Annotated in this window: 21 protein-coding genes; 15 read left to right on the top strand and 6 right to left on the bottom strand. The window is 26.9% G+C overall.

The window, feature by feature from the left end; genetic code table 11:
- Positions 1-91: 91 nt before the first annotated feature.
- From csx20 to Q0O83_RS01510, 11 genes are all read left to right on the top strand, one after another.
- Positions 92-472, top strand: coding sequence for a CRISPR-associated protein Csx20 (csx20, locus tag Q0O83_RS01460; RefSeq protein WP_294093439.1), 381 nt, complete (start codon positions 92-94; stop codon positions 470-472).
- Between the two features lie 83 nt (positions 473-555).
- Complete coding sequence (locus Q0O83_RS01465; protein ID WP_294093441.1) at positions 556-2,208, top strand: hypothetical protein; 1,653 nt, start codon at positions 556-558, stop codon at positions 2,206-2,208.
- A complete protein-coding gene (locus tag Q0O83_RS01470; RefSeq protein WP_294093443.1) occupies positions 2,208-3,806 on the top strand; it encodes an RAMP superfamily CRISPR-associated protein in 1,599 nt (532 codons plus the stop codon). The genes Q0O83_RS01465 and Q0O83_RS01470 overlap by 1 nt, the downstream gene beginning before the upstream one ends.
- A complete protein-coding gene (locus Q0O83_RS01475) occupies positions 3,806-4,192 on the top strand; it encodes a hypothetical protein (RefSeq protein ID WP_294093445.1) in 387 nt (128 codons plus the stop codon). Before Q0O83_RS01470 ends, Q0O83_RS01475 begins: the two co-directional genes overlap by 1 nt.
- Positions 4,193-4,204: 12 nt before the next feature.
- Entirely contained in the window at positions 4,205-4,954 is a 750-nt protein-coding gene (locus Q0O83_RS01480; RefSeq protein ID WP_294093447.1) for an RAMP superfamily CRISPR-associated protein, read from the top strand.
- A gap of 9 nt (positions 4,955-4,963) precedes the next feature.
- Positions 4,964-5,818 (top strand): RAMP superfamily CRISPR-associated protein, encoded by an 855-nt coding sequence (locus tag Q0O83_RS01485; RefSeq protein WP_294093449.1) that lies wholly within the window; start codon positions 4,964-4,966, stop codon positions 5,816-5,818.
- 5 nt (positions 5,819-5,823) lie between these two features.
- Positions 5,824-6,210 carry a hypothetical protein gene (locus tag Q0O83_RS01490; RefSeq protein ID WP_294093453.1) on the top strand — a complete coding sequence of 129 codons (387 nt, stop codon included), beginning with the start codon at positions 5,824-5,826 and terminating at the stop codon, positions 6,208-6,210.
- 2 nt (positions 6,211-6,212) lie between these two features.
- On the top strand, positions 6,213-8,204 hold the full coding sequence (locus tag Q0O83_RS01495) for a TIGR03986 family CRISPR-associated RAMP protein (protein ID WP_294093455.1): 1,992 nt from the start codon (positions 6,213-6,215) through the stop codon (positions 8,202-8,204).
- Positions 8,205-8,216: 12 nt separating this feature from the next.
- Complete coding sequence (gene cas6, locus Q0O83_RS01500; protein WP_294093457.1) at positions 8,217-9,005, top strand: CRISPR-associated endoribonuclease Cas6; 789 nt, start codon at positions 8,217-8,219, stop codon at positions 9,003-9,005.
- Positions 9,006-10,670: a hypothetical protein gene (locus Q0O83_RS01505; protein WP_294093459.1), complete on the top strand. Its 1,665-nt coding sequence runs from the start codon at positions 9,006-9,008 to the stop codon at positions 10,668-10,670.
- A gap of 138 nt (positions 10,671-10,808) precedes the next feature.
- On the top strand, positions 10,809-11,603 hold the full coding sequence (locus tag Q0O83_RS01510) for a hypothetical protein (protein WP_294093461.1): 795 nt from the start codon (positions 10,809-10,811) through the stop codon (positions 11,601-11,603).
- Between the two features lie 48 nt (positions 11,604-11,651).
- Here the strand turns inward: Q0O83_RS01510 and Q0O83_RS01515 are convergent, their stop codons facing one another.
- Positions 11,652-12,008 (bottom strand): DUF1232 domain-containing protein, encoded by a 357-nt coding sequence (locus tag Q0O83_RS01515; protein WP_294093462.1) that lies wholly within the window; start codon positions 12,006-12,008, stop codon positions 11,652-11,654.
- Between the two features lie 209 nt (positions 12,009-12,217).
- On the opposite strand from Q0O83_RS01515, the gene Q0O83_RS01520 reads away from it, so the two are divergent.
- Positions 12,218-12,520: a hypothetical protein gene (locus Q0O83_RS01520; protein ID WP_294093464.1), complete on the top strand. Its 303-nt coding sequence runs from the start codon at positions 12,218-12,220 to the stop codon at positions 12,518-12,520.
- 79 nt (positions 12,521-12,599) lie between these two features.
- Here Q0O83_RS01520 and Q0O83_RS01525 read toward each other — a convergent pair whose 3' ends face one another.
- A complete protein-coding gene (locus tag Q0O83_RS01525) occupies positions 12,600-13,931 on the bottom strand; it encodes an MATE family efflux transporter (protein ID WP_294093466.1) in 1,332 nt (443 codons plus the stop codon).
- Positions 13,932-14,028: 97 nt separating this feature from the next.
- Here Q0O83_RS01525 and Q0O83_RS01530 point away from each other — a divergent pair, with 97 nt between their 5' ends.
- Positions 14,029-14,667 carry a Crp/Fnr family transcriptional regulator gene (locus tag Q0O83_RS01530; protein WP_294093468.1) on the top strand — a complete coding sequence of 213 codons (639 nt, stop codon included), beginning with the start codon at positions 14,029-14,031 and terminating at the stop codon, positions 14,665-14,667.
- A 1-nt stretch (position 14,668) separates the two neighbouring features.
- Here Q0O83_RS01530 and Q0O83_RS01535 read toward each other — a convergent pair whose 3' ends face one another.
- From Q0O83_RS01535 to Q0O83_RS01545, 3 genes are all read right to left on the bottom strand, one after another.
- Positions 14,669-14,929 carry a metalloregulator ArsR/SmtB family transcription factor gene (locus Q0O83_RS01535; protein ID WP_294093470.1) on the bottom strand — a complete coding sequence of 87 codons (261 nt, stop codon included), beginning with the start codon at positions 14,927-14,929 and terminating at the stop codon, positions 14,669-14,671.
- Positions 14,930-15,011: 82 nt separating this feature from the next.
- Positions 15,012-15,719, bottom strand: a complete 708-nt coding sequence (locus Q0O83_RS01540) for a glycerophosphodiester phosphodiesterase (protein ID WP_294093472.1) — start codon at positions 15,717-15,719, stop codon at positions 15,012-15,014.
- Between the two features lie 85 nt (positions 15,720-15,804).
- The gene (locus Q0O83_RS01545) at positions 15,805-17,754 is read right to left on the bottom strand and encodes a molybdopterin-dependent oxidoreductase (RefSeq protein WP_294093474.1); all 1,950 of its coding nucleotides are present in this window, start codon (positions 17,752-17,754) and stop codon (positions 15,805-15,807) included.
- A gap of 91 nt (positions 17,755-17,845) precedes the next feature.
- On the opposite strand from Q0O83_RS01545, the gene Q0O83_RS01550 reads away from it, so the two are divergent.
- Complete coding sequence (locus Q0O83_RS01550; RefSeq protein ID WP_294093477.1) at positions 17,846-19,222, top strand: MATE family efflux transporter; 1,377 nt, start codon at positions 17,846-17,848, stop codon at positions 19,220-19,222.
- A gap of 336 nt (positions 19,223-19,558) precedes the next feature.
- The gene (locus tag Q0O83_RS01555; protein WP_294093480.1) at positions 19,559-19,756 is read left to right on the top strand and encodes a hypothetical protein; all 198 of its coding nucleotides are present in this window, start codon (positions 19,559-19,561) and stop codon (positions 19,754-19,756) included.
- Positions 19,757-19,805: 49 nt separating this feature from the next.
- On the opposite strand, the gene Q0O83_RS01560 is transcribed toward Q0O83_RS01555, so the two are convergent.
- Positions 19,806-20,462, bottom strand: coding sequence for a PfkB family carbohydrate kinase (locus tag Q0O83_RS01560; protein WP_294093483.1), 657 nt, complete (start codon positions 20,460-20,462; stop codon positions 19,806-19,808).
- Between the last annotated feature and the right edge of the window lie 2 nt (positions 20,463-20,464).

A 20,464-nucleotide genomic window follows, 5' to 3' on the forward strand; every position in this document is an offset into this window, starting at 1 on the left:
CTATTTTGTAATTTTGAATAAAAAATTGTAATATACATATATTAAGATAGTTTTGTCAATAGAGACAAAAATTTAATTGATGAGGTGAGCTATGAGTACTATGTTTTTACTTTTCTCTCATAAACTAACTAATGAACAAATTGCATCTGCTAAAAAAGATTTAAATTGTGAAAATTTAGTTTATTTACCAAGAGAGTTACAAAATCTTTGGTCTAATATTCCTGCTACTGAGCAAGACTACGAGCATTTGATACATTTTGAAAACTTTATTTTTAAAAACTATAAAGAAGGCGATTACGCACTTATACAAGGTGATTGGGGTTATACCTACCATATGATTAATTTTTGTAAAAAAATTGGAGTTATTCCTATATATTCAACTACAGAAAGAAATTCTAGAGAGGTTTTCAACCAAGATGGAAGTGTTTCAAAGATATCTTTATTTAAACATGTGATTTATAAACGTTATTAAAGTTCTTTTTTTATAAAAATAGTGAAAAATACAACTAAATATAGTATAATTATTTCAAATACTGCTATAGAAGGGGGAATCGAATGTATTTAGTATCAGTAGAAACTGTTAAAATTAAGGATTTTATTTTTAACACCAACAAACTAAAAACAATAAGAGGTGCTAGTTTTTTATTAGACTATTTAAATCAAGTTGTTGTAACCGATATTTTAAAGAAAAATCATGTCGAGGATAAAGATGTTCTTTATATCGCTGCAGGAAATGCTAAATTTTATTGCAAAGATAAAGAGGTGGCTAAAAAAATAGAAATTGAAATTATGGAGGCTTACAATAATTTTGCTCCAGATTCAAAGCTAGCTATATCATATATAGATGCTGGAAATGAAAAAGTTTGGGTTGCTATGGATAAACTAGCTAAAGAAACCAATATTGTTAAAAATAAAGGGTTTTCGAAAATAAATTTAGATCTACCATTTATACAAAGATGTGATATCTGTTGTGAAAATCCAGTAGAAATAAAAAAAGAAAATTTTAATGAAACTTTAAAAAACTATGTTAAAAATTTTGAACCATATTTAGAGAGAGAAAAATCTAAAAATAATGCAAATGAAAAATTAAAAACTTTAAATGATAGATATAAAATAGAGTCTCAAATTTTTGATAAAGATAAAATTTCTGGAATCTGTCCATCATGTTTTGCAAAATATATAGCTGCAAATCTTATTAAAGAGGATTTCCAAGAGATTGGGTTTTATTCTGATTTTAAAAAAGAGTTTAAAGATGAGTTTAAACCTGTAGATAGCTTGGAAGAATATAAATTAAAGAAATCATTTATAGGTTTTATGTACTCTGATGGAGATTCCGTTGGTGAATTTTTAAAGAATGCTAAGGAAAATTTCCAAGATGAAGCAAAATATAAAGAGTTTATAAAAACATTCTCAGTAACTTTAGATAAACATACTAAAGGTAGCTTAATCGAAGTTTTAAAAGAGTTAAGAGAGGAAAATAAGCTTGATGAACACTTTGGAGAGTTTCTAATTGTAGGAGGAGACGACGTTTGTGCTGTCTTTCCTGGAGATATAGTTATGGAAGTCTCTACAAGATTCCAAGAAAGATTCAACGCTAAAATGAAAGATTACTATAAAACTTGTAACTTCAAAAAGAATGGTAGCAATATAACATCTTCAGGTGGTGTTGTTATAGCTAAAGCTAAAACACCTATGTATTATCTTTTTGATCAAAGTCTGACTCTTCAAAAAAATGCAAAGAAAAAGAGATATGAAACATATGAAAATAAAAATGTAGAGTTTAAAAATGGATTTATTGATTTCGCAGTTATAGGTTCTGAAGGAACAGTTAATATTGCAGAGTTCAGAAAAAGAATTAAAAACCTTATTCAAAGACCATATTCTATTGAAGATATTGATTCTTGTAAAAAAATCAATAGTTTAGTTCAATTAATTGAAGATTTAAAAACTTCTAACTTCCCTAAAAATAAGTTAAGAATGTACTATGATTTAAAAGTTGAAATTGAGAAAAATCCTAATAAATCTATAGAAAACCTATTTTCACTTATTAATACTATTGTAAAACTTGATTCTGAACAAAAAGAATTAATTTTAAGTTGGATTGGTAAGGAAAATTTAAATAACTCTCAGGAAGATACATTGAAAAATATATTAAATAATATTTTTGATGTAATTGAACTTTATGATTTTGTAGGGGGGAGTAAATAATGATAATAAAGTACAGTGCTGTTTTACAAACACCAGCGATGACTGGAAAAGATGGAGTTATTGGAAAGGATTTAGATATTATTACAAAACTTGATAACAATGGTCTTCCATATTTTAGTGCTTCTACAATAAAAGGTATTTTAAAAGAAAAGGTATCTTTATTTTCGACAGCTTTAAACTTTAATTTTCCTATCAATAAGTATTTTGGAGTAGAAGGTGAGATTGAATCAGGTATGAGATTATCTCCTTTAACAATGGATTCTAAGAAATACTTAGAATATAAGGAGTTTTTAACTGATGATAGATCAGGAATTAGAATAGATAAAGCTAGTAAAACTACAGCTGAAGGTTCACTATTCTCATATGAGTTTATTAGAAGCGAATTGGAGTTTACTGGAGAGATTGAAATTTTTTATCCTCTTGAAGGAGAGAATCTTAAATTTTTCAAAGCTTGTTTAGAAAGAATAGAGGCTATTGGTGGTTTAAAGTCAAGAGGATTGGGTAAAGTTAAAATTAAAGTTTTAGAATGTATTGAAAATAAAAATAACTCTCATAAAACTTTAAATACAAGTAATCTAAAAGAGTACAGCTACACTCTTAAACCTTTAGAAAATTTAATTTTAAAAAATCAAGAGATTGGTAATGAGATTACAACTAATAACTATATTCATGGTGGAACTTTAAGAGGAGCTATTATCTCTCTTTTAGACAGAGAATTTAATGTAGATACCGAAGCTCTTATTAAAAACTTAAAAGTATCTCAAGGGTTACCTAAAGATCATTTTGTAGCTTCGGCTTCTATTTTACAAAGTAAGTATCCTGTTAAAAATGGAAAGGTAGTTCGTATAAATAAACTTTTAGCTAAGAACTCTGAAGATAAAGTTGATGGTAAAGAGGTTAAATTTGAAAGATATGGCTCTCCAATTGTTAATAAAAACTTTGAAAAATTAGTTTTAAATAAACAAAGTGAAATAAATATTGCAATTGATAGTAAAACTAAAACCTCTGAAGAGGGTATGCTTTTTAATAAAGAGATATTTTTAGCTAAAGATATGGAGTTTTCAGGAAAAATAGTTTTAAGTGAAGAGATTGTTAAAACTATTTCAAATAGATATATCTATATTGGAAAAAATAAAAGCAAAGGATTTGGAAAATGTTTGATAACTTTTGAACCTACAAATTTGAAGAAAGAAAAAGTTGATTCGAGTAAACTTCAAAGATTATCAAGGGAGATTGGAACAGATAAAAAATATTTTACAATAGATTTTAATTCAGATATGATTTTACCATTTATGGATACTGAATCTATTGGTAACAAAATTAAAGCGCTTTTAGGTTTAGAATCAGTTATATGGGAAGAGAGTAAAAGTTTTATCAATCTAATCTCAATTGGTGGTTATAATCAATTAAACAAAATTAGAAAATCTACAGAGTTTGCTATTGCAAAAGGTGGAGTATTAACTTTTTCAACTACTGAATTTACTAACGACCTAATTCAAAAACTAAGTTCTATCCAAGAAAAAGGGATAGGAAGTAGAAAAAATGAGGGGTTTGGAGATGTTGAAATCAGCAGTAAAACTCATTTGGAGGTAAAATAATGGATTTGTTAAGAGAGAAAGCTTTAAAAATAGTTGATAATAGATCTAATGAAATAATTAAAGAGTTTATTGAGGGAAAATTTAACTTTAAAACTGCTACTAAATCTCAGTTTGCAACTTTAGAAGGAATTTTAGAACAAAGAAATTTCAACTTAGAGTCTGAGAAAATAGAGGATTTTATACTTCAAAAACTACAAAAACAAAAAAGTGAAGATTTTTTTAAAGATGTATTTAAAAACTATATAGAAAAAAGAGAAGTGATTTTAAATTTTTTAAACTCTTCTGAAGAGGATACCAAAGTTAAAAATCAAATTTTCAGAGAGATTTTTTATCTAATTAAAATTAGTTTTAGAAAAGAAAACGCTTTAAAAACTTTAAATATTTAGGGGAGGGAAAGAATGAATTTTAGTCAATTTAAAAATAGATATGTTATCACAGGAGAGCTAACAGTTGAAAATGCTCTTCACATTGGAAGTGGAAAAGTTGAAGGAGATTTTGACTCAGCTTTTATAAAAACAGGAGAAAATGGTTACTACATTCCAGGGTCATCTTTTAAAGGGTATTTAAGAAGTAAAGTTGAAGGATTTTTAGTTGGGTCACCGTTTGGATTAAAAGCTGGAAATGATTTGTTAAATGAAGGGGATGTTCTTGGAATATTTGGTTATACAAGTTCTGATATCTCAAAAGATGATAAAGTTACAGAGAGATTAAATAAAATATTAGGAGCAGATTTTAAAAATTTTGCTTCTAAACTTCATATATCTGATTTACAAATTATGGATAACAATACAAAAGAGGTAACTAGAGATGGTATCAAAATATCTAGAAAAACTGGGGCAACTGTAAAAGGAGCTAAATTCGACTACAATGTTATTGAGAAAGGAAATAAGTTTTCTCTTGAAATGAGTTTAGAAAATATAGAAGATTATCAACTGGAACTTATTATGTTGGGATTAAAAGATATCCTTGCTGGAGATTTGTTTGGTGGAAAACTTTCAAGAGGTATTGGAAAGTGTAAATTAGAATTAAAAGCTTGTAAATTTGTAGATTCAAATGATAAAGAGTCTTTAAAGAACTATATATTTAAAGGTGAATTAAAAACAAAAGATATAAAAACTCTTAATAAAATAACTAAAATATCACTATAGGGGGATGCTATGTTTAATGTTAATAAAAATGAGATAAAAATATCTCTTAAAATTACTCCTAAATCTCCTCTTTTAATTAAGGCTAGTGATGATGTTCAGGAGAAGGGAAATCTAATTCAATGGAATACTACAGCTGGTAGTAAAGAGGCATTTATTCCTGGTTCAACTCTTAAAGGTATGTTAAAAGATATTTTCTATTCAATTTGGTATGACCACTTTAACTTAGAAGAGGATAAGTTTAAAGAGATTCCAGAGGGAAAGTATAAAAATGATGATAAAGTATATGATTATGAAGATTATATGGAGGATATTTTAAAAGAAAAAGGTGAGGATGTTTTCTTGGAGAAATCTTTAAAAATATCTAAACTTTTTGGAGCTAAAAATCTTAAAAGTAGACTTCATATAGATGATGCTTATTTTAAAAAACATGGAAAAGAGGAGAAAGGTCCCAAAGTTGAAAAAGAGGAACCTAAATCAATTACGCCAATAGATAGATTTACTGGTGGTGCTGTTGTTCCGTTACAATTTGAATATACAACTGATGCTTTTGTAACTGAGCTAACTATTAAAAATATTGAAAAACATGAATTAAAAGCTTTGCTTTTTGCAATAAGAGATAGTATTGATGGTGATGTTAGAATTGGTTCTTCTAAAACTAGAGGATTTGGAGAGATTGAGTTATCTATTGAAAGTATGGAATATAAGGAGTTTAAAAATAGCTCTTTAACTTTAGATAGTTCTAACTTTAATCTAGACACAGAGAAATCTTTAAAATTAGGAGAAGACTACCTATATAAAGTTTATAAATTAAAAGAGAACGAACCTTTGAAAAATTTTGAAATTCTAAAGAAAGTGGTTGGGTGATTAAAGTGATAAAAAATTTGGATACTGTTATTAATGACTTAAATATAAATGAGAGCTTTAACACTATACTAGTTGATTATGAAAAGCAGAATGGAATAACAATCTCTAAAGATGTTACAGAGCTTCAGTCTCTAAAAGAAGCTACTCCTTATAAGTTCTATATATTTAATGATTCTATTATGGTTTATGGAGTAAAAATTGATGAAGATGAGTACTTTGTTGAAGAGATAAAGGCTAGTGATTTTTCTTCTGAGGCTAAAGAAGCAGTTATGTTCTTTGATGAAAAAGAGATTACTAAAGTAGTTGGAAACTCTGTGGAGAGAAAGCTTAAATTCCGTAGGGGGTTAATTGGCGGAGTTGAAAAAATACAGTTTATTGGACTGGAGGGGTAGTTGTGGCAAAAGGAAAGATACAAAATGTTGATTTAAAAAATTGTCAGATTAAAATAGGTAAAGAAATTTATAAAATAGATAAAAATACAGCAAGAATACTATCAGATGATATTTTTGCTAAAAATTCTGAAGTAGAATATATAATTTTAGAAAATAAAAATATTTCTATAAAAAAACTTAGAGGATTGGAATTTATTAAAGAAAAAAGTGTAGCAAAAAATATTCCTTCACATTCTGGAAACTTAAAATCTATAACTAATTCTGTTACTAATAGTTTAAATAAAACTAACATGATTTTCAGTTATCCATATAACTTTGTTAGAGTTGGAGAAAAAGTTGAAAGAGAAGCAATTGATAAAGGTGAACTTTCTGGAAAGATAGTTTGTACTTTAACTAATAGATCGCCACTATTTTTCCCAGAACCTAAAAGTAGTAAGACATCTAATGATCATTCTGAAGAGATGTTCTATAAAAGAGATGGAAAGTATATTATTCCTGCAAGTTCTTTAAAAGGTAGCTTTAGAAGTGTTTTAGAGGCTATATCTAATAGCTGTTTACTTAATATTGAAACTGAGAGGCTTGAAAAAAGGCTTGGTGCTGGAGCATTTAATGATAGAGTTTTTGGAATAATTAAAAGACTTCCTACAGAACATGAGGATGGACTTATTGTTCAGGCTACTGTTTTAAAAGTTAAAACTGAAGCTCTTCCTTTTGAATACAAAGATAAAAGAGGCAAGGGAAAAGAAAATATTTATGACTTACCTCTATCTAATTTAATAAAGAATTATGAACATATAAATAACAGTAATGATTTTGGAAAGATTACTAATGGAAAAAAAGATATGGAGGGTATTCTTTGGATAAGTTCTGACATTTTCAGTAAGAAACATGAAAAAATACTTTATCCAACTCAAAATGGAAAATCATTTAAATTTACTATGGATGAATACAAAGATATTCAATATCTTTTAAAACAAAGAAGTGAAAGAGATTTAAAAAAGAGTGGAAAAGAGTTTTATATAGAAGATATAAAATCTGGAGATCCAATTATTTTCCAAGTTGATAAAAATGGAAATGCTAAAAATCTTGCTTTTTCTGAAATTCCAAGATTGAGATATAAATATAGTCCATATGATTTAGTGCCAGAAGAGTTAAAAGCTTGTGATACTTTTGAGGATGCTTGTTTTGCTTGTAGAATATTTGGAATGACTGGTAACAACAATGAGGATAAAAAAGAAGAGGATAAGGATAAGATTTCTCTTCAAGGAAGAGTTTTCTTTAAAGATGCTACTATTGATAAAGATAAGGCTAATATTCAGTCTAAACCTATTCTTATCAAATCTCTGGGTGAGCCTCATCCTACTTTAACAGGTTTCTATCTAGAAAATGGAACATATGATGATAAAACTAAAATAAGAGGTAGAAAATTCTATTGGCATCATAAAGATAAACTTAATACTGATTATTCTAAGTTTAAAACTTCTATTACTCCTGAAAAAGAGGAAAAGCATAACTCTAGTATTCAGTTCATGAATTCTGGAAACGAATTTAACTTTGAAGTGTCATTTAAAAATTTAAAAGAGGATGAGTTAGGACTTCTTCTTTTAACTTTAGAGTTGGAAAATGATATGCTTCATAAGTTTGGAAAAGCTAAAGCTCTTGGTTTTGGTAGCTCAGAAGTTAAGGTAACTAATCTTTTACTTCAATCTAAAAATAGGTATGAATCTTTTGATTCTTCATATGTTGAAAGTGAAGATAAACAAAAGTTTGTAGATAGTTTTAAAAATAAATTTAATCTTGAAAACAAAGATCAATGGAAGGACTTAAAAGTTATTCTAAATCAAACTAATAAACTAGATTTCTCTAAGAGTCCATTCCCTGAAGAACAAAAATTTAATAAAAAAACTAAAACTAGTTCTGGAGATTTTAATACTCTAAATTGGTTTTCAAATGATAAAACTAGAATTTTACCTAAAATTCAAGATTATAAATAGGAGAGGGTACAAATGTTTTACAGTTTACTCATAAGAATTAAAGCTCAAAAAAGTGGAGAATTCAAATTTTTTACAGGTAAAAAACTTCATGCTGCTTTTTTAAATATAATAAAAGAAGCTGATAATGAACTTGCCCAAGAACTTCACGATAAAGATATTCCCAAAGAGTTTACAGTTTCAAATATTTTTGGAACAAGTAGCCGTGGATTTAAACTTGAAGAGGGAAAGGATTACCTTTTTAGAGCTACATTCTTAAATGATAAGATATACAAGATCTTCTCTAGTGAAATATGTAAAAACATACTTTTATCAAAGGGGATATTTATTGAAAATATCCCCCTTTCTATTGAAGAGATTGTTTATAAAGATAGTAGATATTCAGGAGTTATGGACAAGATAGATTCAACATCTAAAAGATACAAATTAACATTTAAAACTCCTACACTTTTCAAAAGTGGAGATTTCTTTATAAGATATCCTGAAATCAATCTACTTTTCAAATCCCTTCTAACTAAGTATAACCTTTATTCAGAGGAAAAAATTGATGAAAGTATATTGGAGTTTTTAAATGAGATTAACTATGAGAAGATGGATTTGAAATTAAAAAGAGAGTATTTAAATAAATTTTTTATAGAGGGATTCGTAGGAGAACTTATTGTTAGAATAGATAGTAAAAATAAAGACTTTATTCAAGATATAAACAAACTACTTAACTTTGCTTTCTATTGTGGCGTTGGAACTAAGAGTAGCGTTGGATTTGGACAAGTTTTAGTTGAAAATTTAGAAGGAGTTGAGAGATAGGTGACAAACTATATTGATAAAATAAAACAACTTTGTCCCGAGTTAGATGAAGTTGGAGTTGGAGCTGTAAATAAATATATATCAGATCAAGAGCTTAACCCTATAGAGGAAGATTTTCTATTCAATTTAAAAAATTTAAATATTGAAAAGCAAAAAGAAAAAATATCTCAAATAGATATTGAGAATATTAGTACTTATATTTCATTTTTTAGTTTAGCTGATATTGGAAAGTATGAATACTCTATTTTAGAAAAAAATCTTCAAATTTTTGAAAATATAGAAAATATCTATTTTCTTGCTACACCTCAAAGTATTGAGAAGTGTAAAAATGAAATTAGTAAAATGAAAATATTATCTAAAGATCTTAATATTAAAGTTATTGATATTGATCCTAATGATTATGAAGGTGTTTACAATCTTTTATTAAAAGAGATTACAAATAATGATATTGAAAACAAAAATATCCTTATTGATAATACCTTAGGTCCTAAAATGGTAGGTTATTCTCTTTATAAATTTTCAATAGATCAAGGGACTCGATTAATAACGTGGCAAAGTCAAAATTTAAAAGATTCTACTAAAAGAGTTCCTGGAGTTGATACTTTAAACTATATTGAGTTTCCTCAATTGAAAAATTCAACTATTATAAATAAAATAAATAATTTTTTAGAAAACTATAAATTTGAAGAAGCTTCAGATTTAGCAAATTCTATTAATAATATTGAAGAAGCTGATGTTTTTGAAAAAATAGCAACTATTTTTAATATTGATTCACTTATGTCTTATGAATCTTTCTTAGAATCTATAAAAGAGTTTATAGATTCGATTAGTTCTACCAAATATAGAGCAAGTATAAAAACTAAACTTAAACCATTTATAAAAGAGTTAAATGAATTTTTAGAAACTAAAGATAAAAAAATTCAGTATATTAATTTTTTAAGTTTAGTCTTTAATTATTTAAAACAAAAATTTAATGAAAATCCAATATTTAAAGTTATAATTTGTGACATATTAAAATCAAATAAAATTTTAACTAAAACTGAAAAAGATAATATTTTAATACTAATTAATGCGGATAAGTTTGAAGATATTATCAACATTAATAAGGTACTAGATACATTTACTGCCTTCATATTAGTTACTTATAAAGAGTTACCTAAAACTCATCCTCTAGAATTAGAAATTTTTTATGATTATATTCTTTATAGCTTACCTAAAACTATTTATTTAAAAAATACAATATTACATATTGATAAACAAGGAATTGAAATTGATTTAGTCAAAGAATACAATCTAAGAGAAAATATGTATCATAGTTCTTTCAATTTAAAGGATTTTTCAAACAAAAAGAAAAATAAAAAAATTCTAATTACTTTATTTGGAAAAATTAATGGTGAACTTTCTAATGAAGAATTTAAGGATTTAATAGATTCTGAAAATACAAACAATACAGATTCTCAACAAGACACATTGATTTCTAGATTTAATAAGTTTGTAAAAACCTTCAATGAGTTTATTAGTCATATTATTGAAGATAATTATCCTACAAAATCTACTTTTTTAAAGGATCAAAATTTGATAGAGTATAAAAAAACTATAGCTAAAGATGAAAGTGGTAGATCTGTTAATAAATATATTTTAAAAATAAATCCAATTTATATGTAATATTTTTGAAAGTCAAGTATAAAAGTTTTATACTTGGCTTTTTTTGTAAAAATCTATGAAATTTTGCCAGAACAATATTTTATAATTACCTTGTTAAATGTTAAACAAATAAAATAAAACAAACTATGGAGGTAATTTATGAAAACTATGACTAAAGGATATGAGGATATTATAAATCATTTTTATCAATTTGATATGAATGATTATGATAATAAGGCTGCTAAGAAGTTAAATAATGAATTGGAAAAAGAAAATCAATTTTTGAGAAAGGAACTTAAAAATTTAGAGAGAGAATTTGAAAAACTTAAAAATACAAATTTGAAAAATCACTCTTTTGAAATTTTAAAGAAATCATTAGATTGCAAATACCCAAATCTTACAGAGGATAGCATAAAAGCTTTAGCGACTGCGGAATATCTATTTTTAAATGAAAAAATTGAGATGGACTATTCACCTATATATATTAACTATGTAAAAGTTCTTGAATTAGAGATTAAAAATAAATTAAATCTTTATGAAAAGCTAACTTTTGGTGGCTTAATAGAAAAAATTGGAAATCTTTATGAGTTCAAAACCTTTATAGATACACTAATGAAAAATAGAATAATTGAAATGAGAAATCGAGCTACTCATTTGTCTGATTTAAAAAAAATTGAGTGTGGTAAAATTAGAAATCTTTTACTTAATGAAGGTTGGTTAGAGCGTTTACTATATATTTTAGAAAGTTTTAATGAAGAAAAAATAAAAAATGTTGATCTAGATATAACTATTTTAGATGCTGATGGATGTGAATTCTTTAAAAATAAGCTATATACTGTTTATACTACTCTTGATGATAAAAGAATACTGAGTAACAAAAATATTAAACTTGGAAATTTCAAAGGAAAAGGAAAAGAGATTGAATACAATAATTTGACGTATATATTAATTTAAAAAATTAAAGTAGATGAACTATAAAAACAGTGACTAGAAATCTTCTAGTCACTCTAAAGTATTATTTTTACAAAACTCTTTATATTCACGTAAAACGTCAGCGTAGCTACGAGCTACATATCCTATAAGAGTTGCGTCATCAACCCACCCAGCGACCGGTATAATATCAGATACAGCATCAATAGGAGTTATAACATAAACAATTGCAGTTGTAAGTATAAAGAAACATTTTTTATTTAATTTATATTTTTTATTTTTTGTATCTTTGATTAAATTTATAATAAGAAGTAGATCCTCTGTAGTTGCTCCTAGATTCATAGCTTTTTTAATAGCTAATTTTAAATCATGAGAATTTAATTTTCTTCCTTTAAAGCTATTAAAAAATTTAAAAATTATTTTATCCATAAACACTCCATCAAATTTTTTTACTATATTATAGTATAAGGCTTTTTTTGAGTTAATTCAAGAAAAAATATTTTCTTATAATTTGATTTGTAAATATACAAAAGACACTATTATGAAATGATATGCATATAAAAATTATATTTCAAAAATATAAAGCTATAGGGTATAATCTATATCATGAATAATAATACCATAGGGAGGTACACACTATGAAAAAAGCGGTTTTATTTTTATTAGCACTTTCCACATTAAGTTATTCAGCACCAAAGACTTCATATAAGACAGGAGTGGCCTTTGCACTAGGAGATTATTTTAATACTCCAGCGATAAAGGTATTAGAAGCTGATAAAGTCGTTCAGCTAGATGAGAATATATTTGCTCAGAAGGTAAAATATCAGACCTATAACGATTTTGGTGGGCAGATTGAAAAAGAAAAAATATTCGTATTAAAAAAGATAAACTCTACATATTCTTTTGTTGAAAAGTTAGATATAGGAGATATAGAATTATAAATAATTGAAAAGACCTGCAATTGCAGGTCTTTTGTTTAACATTTCAATATTAGTCCTATAATTAAAATACTATAAAAAACTAAGAAAAAATTCTAACATTATCTTTTTTTAGATACATAAGTGTAATAAAAGCCATTAAACATTCTGTAACAGCTGTCGCTAACCATAAACCTTTTATTCCAAATTTCCAAGATAATATAAAAATTAATGGAATTGTTAAAATACACTGCTTTGAAATATTTAAAATTAAACTTGTTTTAAACTTTCCAATAGCCTGGAAGTATCCAGCACCAATAACATTAATACCTAAAAGAAAAATCATTGAAAAATAAATTTTAGAACTATTTACTGCTGCTAATTTTAATTGATAATCCGTTTTAGCAAAAATATCCATAAGAGAATTACTAGCTAAAACAGTAACTAAAAATCCTAAAGTAGCAACAATACTACTGTAAAGCAGAGATTTCCTACATATAGTTTGAACTCTCGCTAAATTATTTCTTCCATAGTTATATCCAAGAATAGGTTGAGTCCCTTGATAAATTGCTACAATTGGTAAAAATACTATAAGGTATAAACTACTCAGAATTCCAAAAGTAGCTATATATAAATCTCCACCCAATCTTTTTAAAATAATATTTGTTATGACAACAACTGAAGCAGTGAAAAATTGAACTAAGAAAGCGGGTGCTCCTATTGTTGTAAGTTCCTTTACTCGATCAATTTTTAAAGCTAAATTTGTAACTTTTAATTTTAAATGTTGGCTATATCTGCTTAAATAGATTAATTGTGATATAACAGCCATAAAGTTTCCAATAACTGTTGCTAATGCAGCCCCTTTCATACCCATATTAAGAATATGGATAAAAATAGGATCTAAGATAATGTTTGTTAAACATCCTATAAGACCAATCAACATAGCTTTTTTAGGTGCTCCACTCCCAATTATCATTTCATTGGTTCCAACATACATAACCTGTAAAAATATTCCAAGTGAAAGTGGTTTTAAATAACTCATTGTATAATTGAAGAGCTCTCCACTTCCACCTAAAGCTAAAATAACTTTATCTGTAAATAAAAATAGTAAAATAGTTTGAAGTATCCCTATTAAAAATAGTAAAGTAAATCCATTTCCAAGAATACATTCTCCACGCTTTAAATCCCCTTTTCCTAGATTAATACTCATAAGAACACCGGATCCAATTCCAAATAGAAGCCCAGTAGCTAAATTGAATGTTGAAATTGGCATTGTCAAACTAACACCTGCAATTCCCATTCTTCCAATGTAATACCCTATAAAAAACCTATCTGCTAAATTATAAAAAATATTTACTCCCATAGCAACTAAAGCCGGAAGAGAGTATTGGATAATAAGTTTACTAATTTTTTCTTTTTCTAATCTTTCTAACATTATAAAATCTCCTTGTTTTTAGTATATAAATAGAGTATCATAGTTTTATATAAATAAACCGGCTATATATCCGGTTCTGAAAAAAGGGTGATTGTTTATGAAAAGTAAAAATGAAATAGATTATTATTTAAAAAAGTATAATCTAGAAACATATATGAAGAAAGAACTTTTGAATAAATTTTTTATAAAAAGATTTAAAAAAGAAGAGATGATATTTTCAGTAGAAGAGGAAAGTAAAATTATATATTTTTTTGTAGAAGGAAAAGTAAAGATTTATTCAGCATTCTATGGAAATAAAGAAGTTGTAATAGAGTTTTGTAGACCATTACAAATTTTAGGCGAGATAGAGTATATACAAAATAAAAATATTAATGTTAATGTTGAAGCTTTAACTCCTTGTACCGTGATTGGAATTTTAAGAGAGGATTTCAAAAGAATGATTTCTAAAAATGACGAGTTATATGAATTACTCTTGAGAACGATTACTAACAAATTAACAACAACAATGAGACACGTCTTAAACTATCATCAGATGCCACTAAAAGAAAGGGTTTTGGATTATTTAGATGAACTTTCAAGTCACAATAAAATTGAGGGTATTAAATATATAGAGATGGCTGGTTTTTTAAAAATTTCTGATAGACATTTAAGAAAAGTTTTGAAAGAGTTGGTTGAGGATGGCATTATAGCGAAAAATGGGAAAAATATAGAGCTTTTAAAAAAGAAAAAAGGATAGATTAACTATCCTTTAGAATATTGATTATTTCAATTACTTTTTTATTTTTTAAGTTATAATAAACCCAACCACCACTTTTTTTCGAATCTAAAATTTCAGCTTCTTTTAAAATTTTTAAATGCTGAGATAAGTTAGATTGTGTTGCATTGAAAAAATCTTGTATTTTACAAACGCAAAGGCTCTCTTCATTTGAAAGTAATTTGATTATTTCTAATCTTAGTGGATGAGCTAAAGCTTTTAAAATTTTAACCTCTTTTTCCATTACATTTTCTCCTTTAAATACTTCTGATAATCATATCTAATATCTTATGTTATCTTAATGGAGATAAAATGTCAATAAATTATTACTCTTTAATCTCTTTTGGATAATTTGTAATTATTCTAGTAATTCCCATCTCTTTTAAAATTTTGGCATCTTTAGAAGTATTGACAGTCCAAACATTTATATCAATATTTTTACTATTTAAATAATTTACATCCTCTTGGAGAATAAAACTTTTTGCAGGATGATATGCACTTAATTCAAATCCTAAATTTTCAATATATTTATCTAAATTAACAAGAGTACTTTCTACTAAAATTCCAATTTTAATAGATGGATCTAGACTTTTTATATTTTTTAAAAGATTGTGACTAAAAGATGATACTATAATATTTTTAGTTGGATATTGTTGTATTATCTCTACTAAAATTTTTTCAGAGCCTCTTTCACGAGAATACTCCTCTTTTAACTCTATATTGATTAACATGTGATCTGGAATTAAATCTAATGTTTCCTCTAGAGTTGGGATTTTTTCTCCTTTAAACTCTTCAGAAAACCAACTTCCAGCATCTAATTGTCTTAACTCTTTTAAAGTATGTTCTCTAACATATCCACTCCCATTAGAAGTTCTTTCTAATGTCCAGTCATGGAAAACAACCATCTTTCCATCCTTTGTTTGTTGAACATCAAATTCGAATCCATCACAACCGTCAACAATAGCTTTTTTAAAAGCTGCAATTGTATTTTCTGGAGCAGTTCCAGAAGCTCCTCTATGTGCTAAAATTTCCATAAATCCTCCTGAGATTAAGTCACTTAATAAATTTCAAAATTATTATATTTTTTTTGAACTCAAAAGTCAAATTCATTTACAGGATTTAAACAGAGAGTTTTTTTATATTTATAAAAGTATCGTAGTAAGCTACTTGTCCTCCGATATCAGAAGATAAACTATTTGTTAAGAAATTAGGATTACCTTGTGCTTTGCTCCACTGCATAAAGATATAAGCTTCATCTTTTTTCAGATTCAAATCGATATTAACTTCAGAGTTTATACTTCCATTGAGAGATGAAACAGTAACAAACTCCCCCTCCTTTAATCCTTCAGAATTTTGACTAGATATAAATATCTGAGATATCTCTTTAGCATCTCCTATATGTTGATTAAATAAAGAGTTTTTAGCATGAGGTGTAACTAACCTTATAGGATACTCTTTAGAACTTTTATGTGCTTTCATAAAAATTGGCATTGCTTCAGCTCCCTCTCCTAAAGCTAGTTGGCTGTAAATTTCTATTTTTCCAGAAGGTGTTCCAAATTTTTTATCTTCCCAAGCAATATGTCCATTCTGAATATTGATATCCTTCTTTTTCAAATCATTTAAAGTTATATTTAATGGCGCCAAAACTTTATTTAGATATTGCTCTTTAGAAACAAGAGGATAGTTTTCTAAATTCATTAATTTTGCTAAACTTTGGAAAAAGAAATATTCATCCATCTCCTTCAATTCAGGTTCTACAACTTTTTCATTATACATAAGTGATGGCATAAGCATAGAGGAATAAATTATATCTTCGCTTTCTAAAGTGTTTGTAACAGGAATTACAAGATCACTATTTTTAGCTGTGTCAGTTAAAAACATATCAAAACAAACTTTAAATGGTATGCTATTATAAGCTGATAAAGTTTTATTTAAATCTGGAAGTTGATTTAAAGGATTAGCTTTACTAATAAAAATAGCTTCAATTTTATTACTGTTTACAAAATTTGAAAAATCAGTTATTTTAAACTCTCTAGAATTGATTGCATGCTTTGAACTGTTGTAAGGGTCTCTATTCAGTATTTGAGGATAGATTTTACTAGAATAAAAAACTCCAGCTCCATTTTTTCCAATATTCCCTGTTATACTCATTAAAGCATCAATAGCTCTTACGTTATTTCCACCGTTCACATATCTTTGCATTCCATAACCAATAAAAGTCATAATATTTCCAAGAGATATGAAATCAAATAGCTGCATTATTTTTTCGCTGGATAATCCACATTCGTTTATCAATTCATTCATATCTAAAGTTGAAAGATATTCTGAAAACTTTTCAAATCCGAATACATTTTTATCTATAAAATTTAAATCGATAATATTTTTTTCTATAGCTAATTTACTTAAAGCTAAAGCAAGAGCACCATCGCTTCCAGCCTTTAAACTTATATGAAGATCGCTAATTGAAGATGTTTCGTTTTTTCTAAAATCGATTGTTACTATTTTTATTCCTAATTTTTTCATTTCAATAAGTTTTTTATATAGATGAATTGAAGTAACCGCAGGATTTCTTGACCAAAGGATAATAACTTTCGCATTTTTCATATCGCTTAAATCACTAGTTTGTCTACCGCCGAAATCGTAATCATGAGCAGCACATCCAGCCGACCAACAAGTTCCACCAGTTGAAGTTGAAATACCACCTAAAAAATTAAAAAATATATCGTGAATTCCTTTTAATAATCCACCAGCTCCAGATTCACTATAATGAATAATCGAGTTTGTTGAATTGTTATTTTTAATTGTTTTCAATTTTGAAGCTATAAGAGAGAGTGCTTCTTCAAAAGTGATCTCTTTAAATCCCTCTCCTACTTTTAAAAGAGGTTTTAAAATTCTATTTTCATCGTATAAACGATTTAAATGTTTCAATCCTTTTGAACATAAAAACCCATCTGTTAAAGAGTTTTCAGTACTACCTTCTAATTTTATAACTTTCCCATCTTTTTTATATACATTAATTTTACAAACATCAAAGCAATCTAAAGAGCAACTATTTTTAAAAATCTCCATGCTAAACCTCCTGAAAAAAATAAATAAATTATATCATATTTTTAAAAAAAATGTTATGATGAAGGGATAAGAAAAAATTAAGGAGGACAATGTGAAACAAGAATTAACCCTACACAACGGAGACATCAAGAAGCTACTTGTAAAGTATTCTATTCCTGCCATAATTAGTATGCTAGTAAGTGCTTTATACAATGTCGTGGACAGAATATTTATAGGAAATATGAAGGATGTTGGAGCTTTAGCTATAACGGGAGTGGGAATAACTATGCCGATAGTTACAATCGCTTTGGCATTTTCAATGCTGATTGGTATTGGAGCTACAGCAAATATTTCAATCAAGTTAGGTGAAAAAAGAAAAGATAGTGCTGAAAAAATAATGGGAAATATAATAACCCTATCTATAATTTTAGGATTAGTAATAACGATCTTAGGAAGTGTATATAAAGATCCTATATTAAAAGCTTTTGGTGCAAGTGAAAGTACACTTAAATATGCAAGAGAGTATATAACAATTATTCTTTATGGAACTGTTTTTAATATAATGGGATATGCATTAAATAGTACAATAAGAGCTGATGGAAATCCAAAAATATGTTCGGCAATAATGGTTATAAGTTGTTTTGTAAATATAATACTAGATCCTATATTCATATTTACTTTTGGATTAGGAATTAAAGGAGCTGCTATAGCAACAGTATTATCACAAGTTATGACAGCGATATTATCTTTTGCATACTATATGAGTAAGAAATCAAATCTGAAAATAAAAAAATCAAATTTAGCTTTAGATAAAGATATTGTAAAACTGATTTTAGCAATTGGAATATCACCATTTACAATGCAATTAGCTACAAGTATGGTTCAAGTTGTAAATAACAATGCTTTAAAACTACATGGTGGAGATTTAGCAATCGGAGCTATGGCAACAGTAAATGCTGTCGCGCTACTTTGCTTCATGCCAGTTTATGGAATTTCGCAGGGAGCACAACCTATTATTGGTTATAACTTTGGAGCTAAACAATATAAAAGAATGGAAGAGGCTTATAAAATAGCAACATGGTCAGGAATAATAATCTTTGGAGTTGCACTATTCTTAGTAGAAGTTTTCCCTTCAACAATAGTAGGATTATTCAATAAAAATCCAGATATTATGGCTATATCAATTCATGGAATGAGAATCTATCTAATGGCAATGCCGTCAATCGCAATAGGAATGGCAGGAAGTAATTATTTCTTAGCAATAGGAGAGGGAAAGGCTGCGATGTTCTTAAGTTTATTAAGACAAGTAATTCTATTAATTCCATTGATTATGATTTTCTCTAGAATGTATGGATTAACTGGAATCTGGTTAGCTCAACCAATATGTGATTTAATAGCAGCTATTGTAACAATGATAATGGTAGATAAAAATTTAAATAAATACAATGGCTCTCAATTTGCACTTTTCAAAATGAGAATATACGAATAAAATTAAAGATATTATATAAGAAGGGACCTATTTTTCTATAAAAAGAAAAATAGGTCCTTTTTTTCAAAGAACCTATTTTTCACCACACACACACTTTACTATACATCATAAGGAAATAATGTACTGAATGTAGTATATATGAAATTAATAAATTTAACAAATATAATAATTATATAATATAGATATATTAAAAATAATATATCTATTCAAAAAAGGAAAAATATTTAAATGTAGGTATAATAAATTGATTAAAAAGCTATTGACAAAACAAGAAAAATATAATAAATATCTTAGTAGAAAGTTTAAAACTTTCTCAAAAATTAAAAGGAGATTAAAATGGCTAACGGAAGAATGAACTTTAATCAATTTGAAGATGATGAAATGGATTACATCCCAAGAGAGTTTAGAAGAGAAGAAGGCAAAGAGGATAAAAAGAAAGTTCTTAAAATGAAAAAGGACTTCAAAGAAAAAAGTAAAAATAAAATGTTGAATGACAAAAAGAGGTTCAATGAATTTATGTTAGATGATGAATAAAAACAATTAAAATAAAAAATAATAAAAAATGGACTATGTAGTCCATTTTTTAATTTTCTATCCAATTTGTTTTTTCTATAATCTCCTGAATTAATTCATGCCCCATCTTTGGATGAATAGTTTCCTCGTGAGAGATTGTTACGATTGACATAGCCATAGAGAACTTAACAGTATCCTTTATAGATAAATCATTCATATAACCAAATCCTAATCCAGCAACGAAAGAATCTCCTGCACCAGTTACATTTTTAACTGTAACTCCAGTAGCTTTTAAAGTTCCACTTTCAGTTCCATTTGTATAATAGATTCCATCTGCATCTAAACTGATAAATACATTTTTAATTCCTAAAGAAAGGAAATGTTTTCCAACTTTCTCTAGGTCTTCTCTAGTATTTATTTTTATTCCAGATAAAACCTCTGCTTCAACTCTGTTAGGCTTTATAGTGTGGAAATACTTAATTAGATGTTTTACCTTCTCAGCTTTAGTAGAAGAGATAGGATCTAATATGAAATTAGTTTTCCCTGTTTTAACTCCAACTCTAGCCATATTCTCAGCTATATTTCTAGAAACTCCTCCAAAAGATATTTTTATCTTCCCTGGAATAGAATCACAGGCTTTGTATGATGAGTTGCAAAAACCAAACATATCAACAACAGAAGCTCCAAAAACTAGTATATATTTTTGTCCGCTTAGACAATCTTGCATTA

The organism is uncultured Cetobacterium sp., from assembly GCF_945952365.1.
In the GTDB taxonomy this organism is placed as follows: Bacteria; Fusobacteriota; Fusobacteriia; order Fusobacteriales; family Fusobacteriaceae; genus Cetobacterium_A.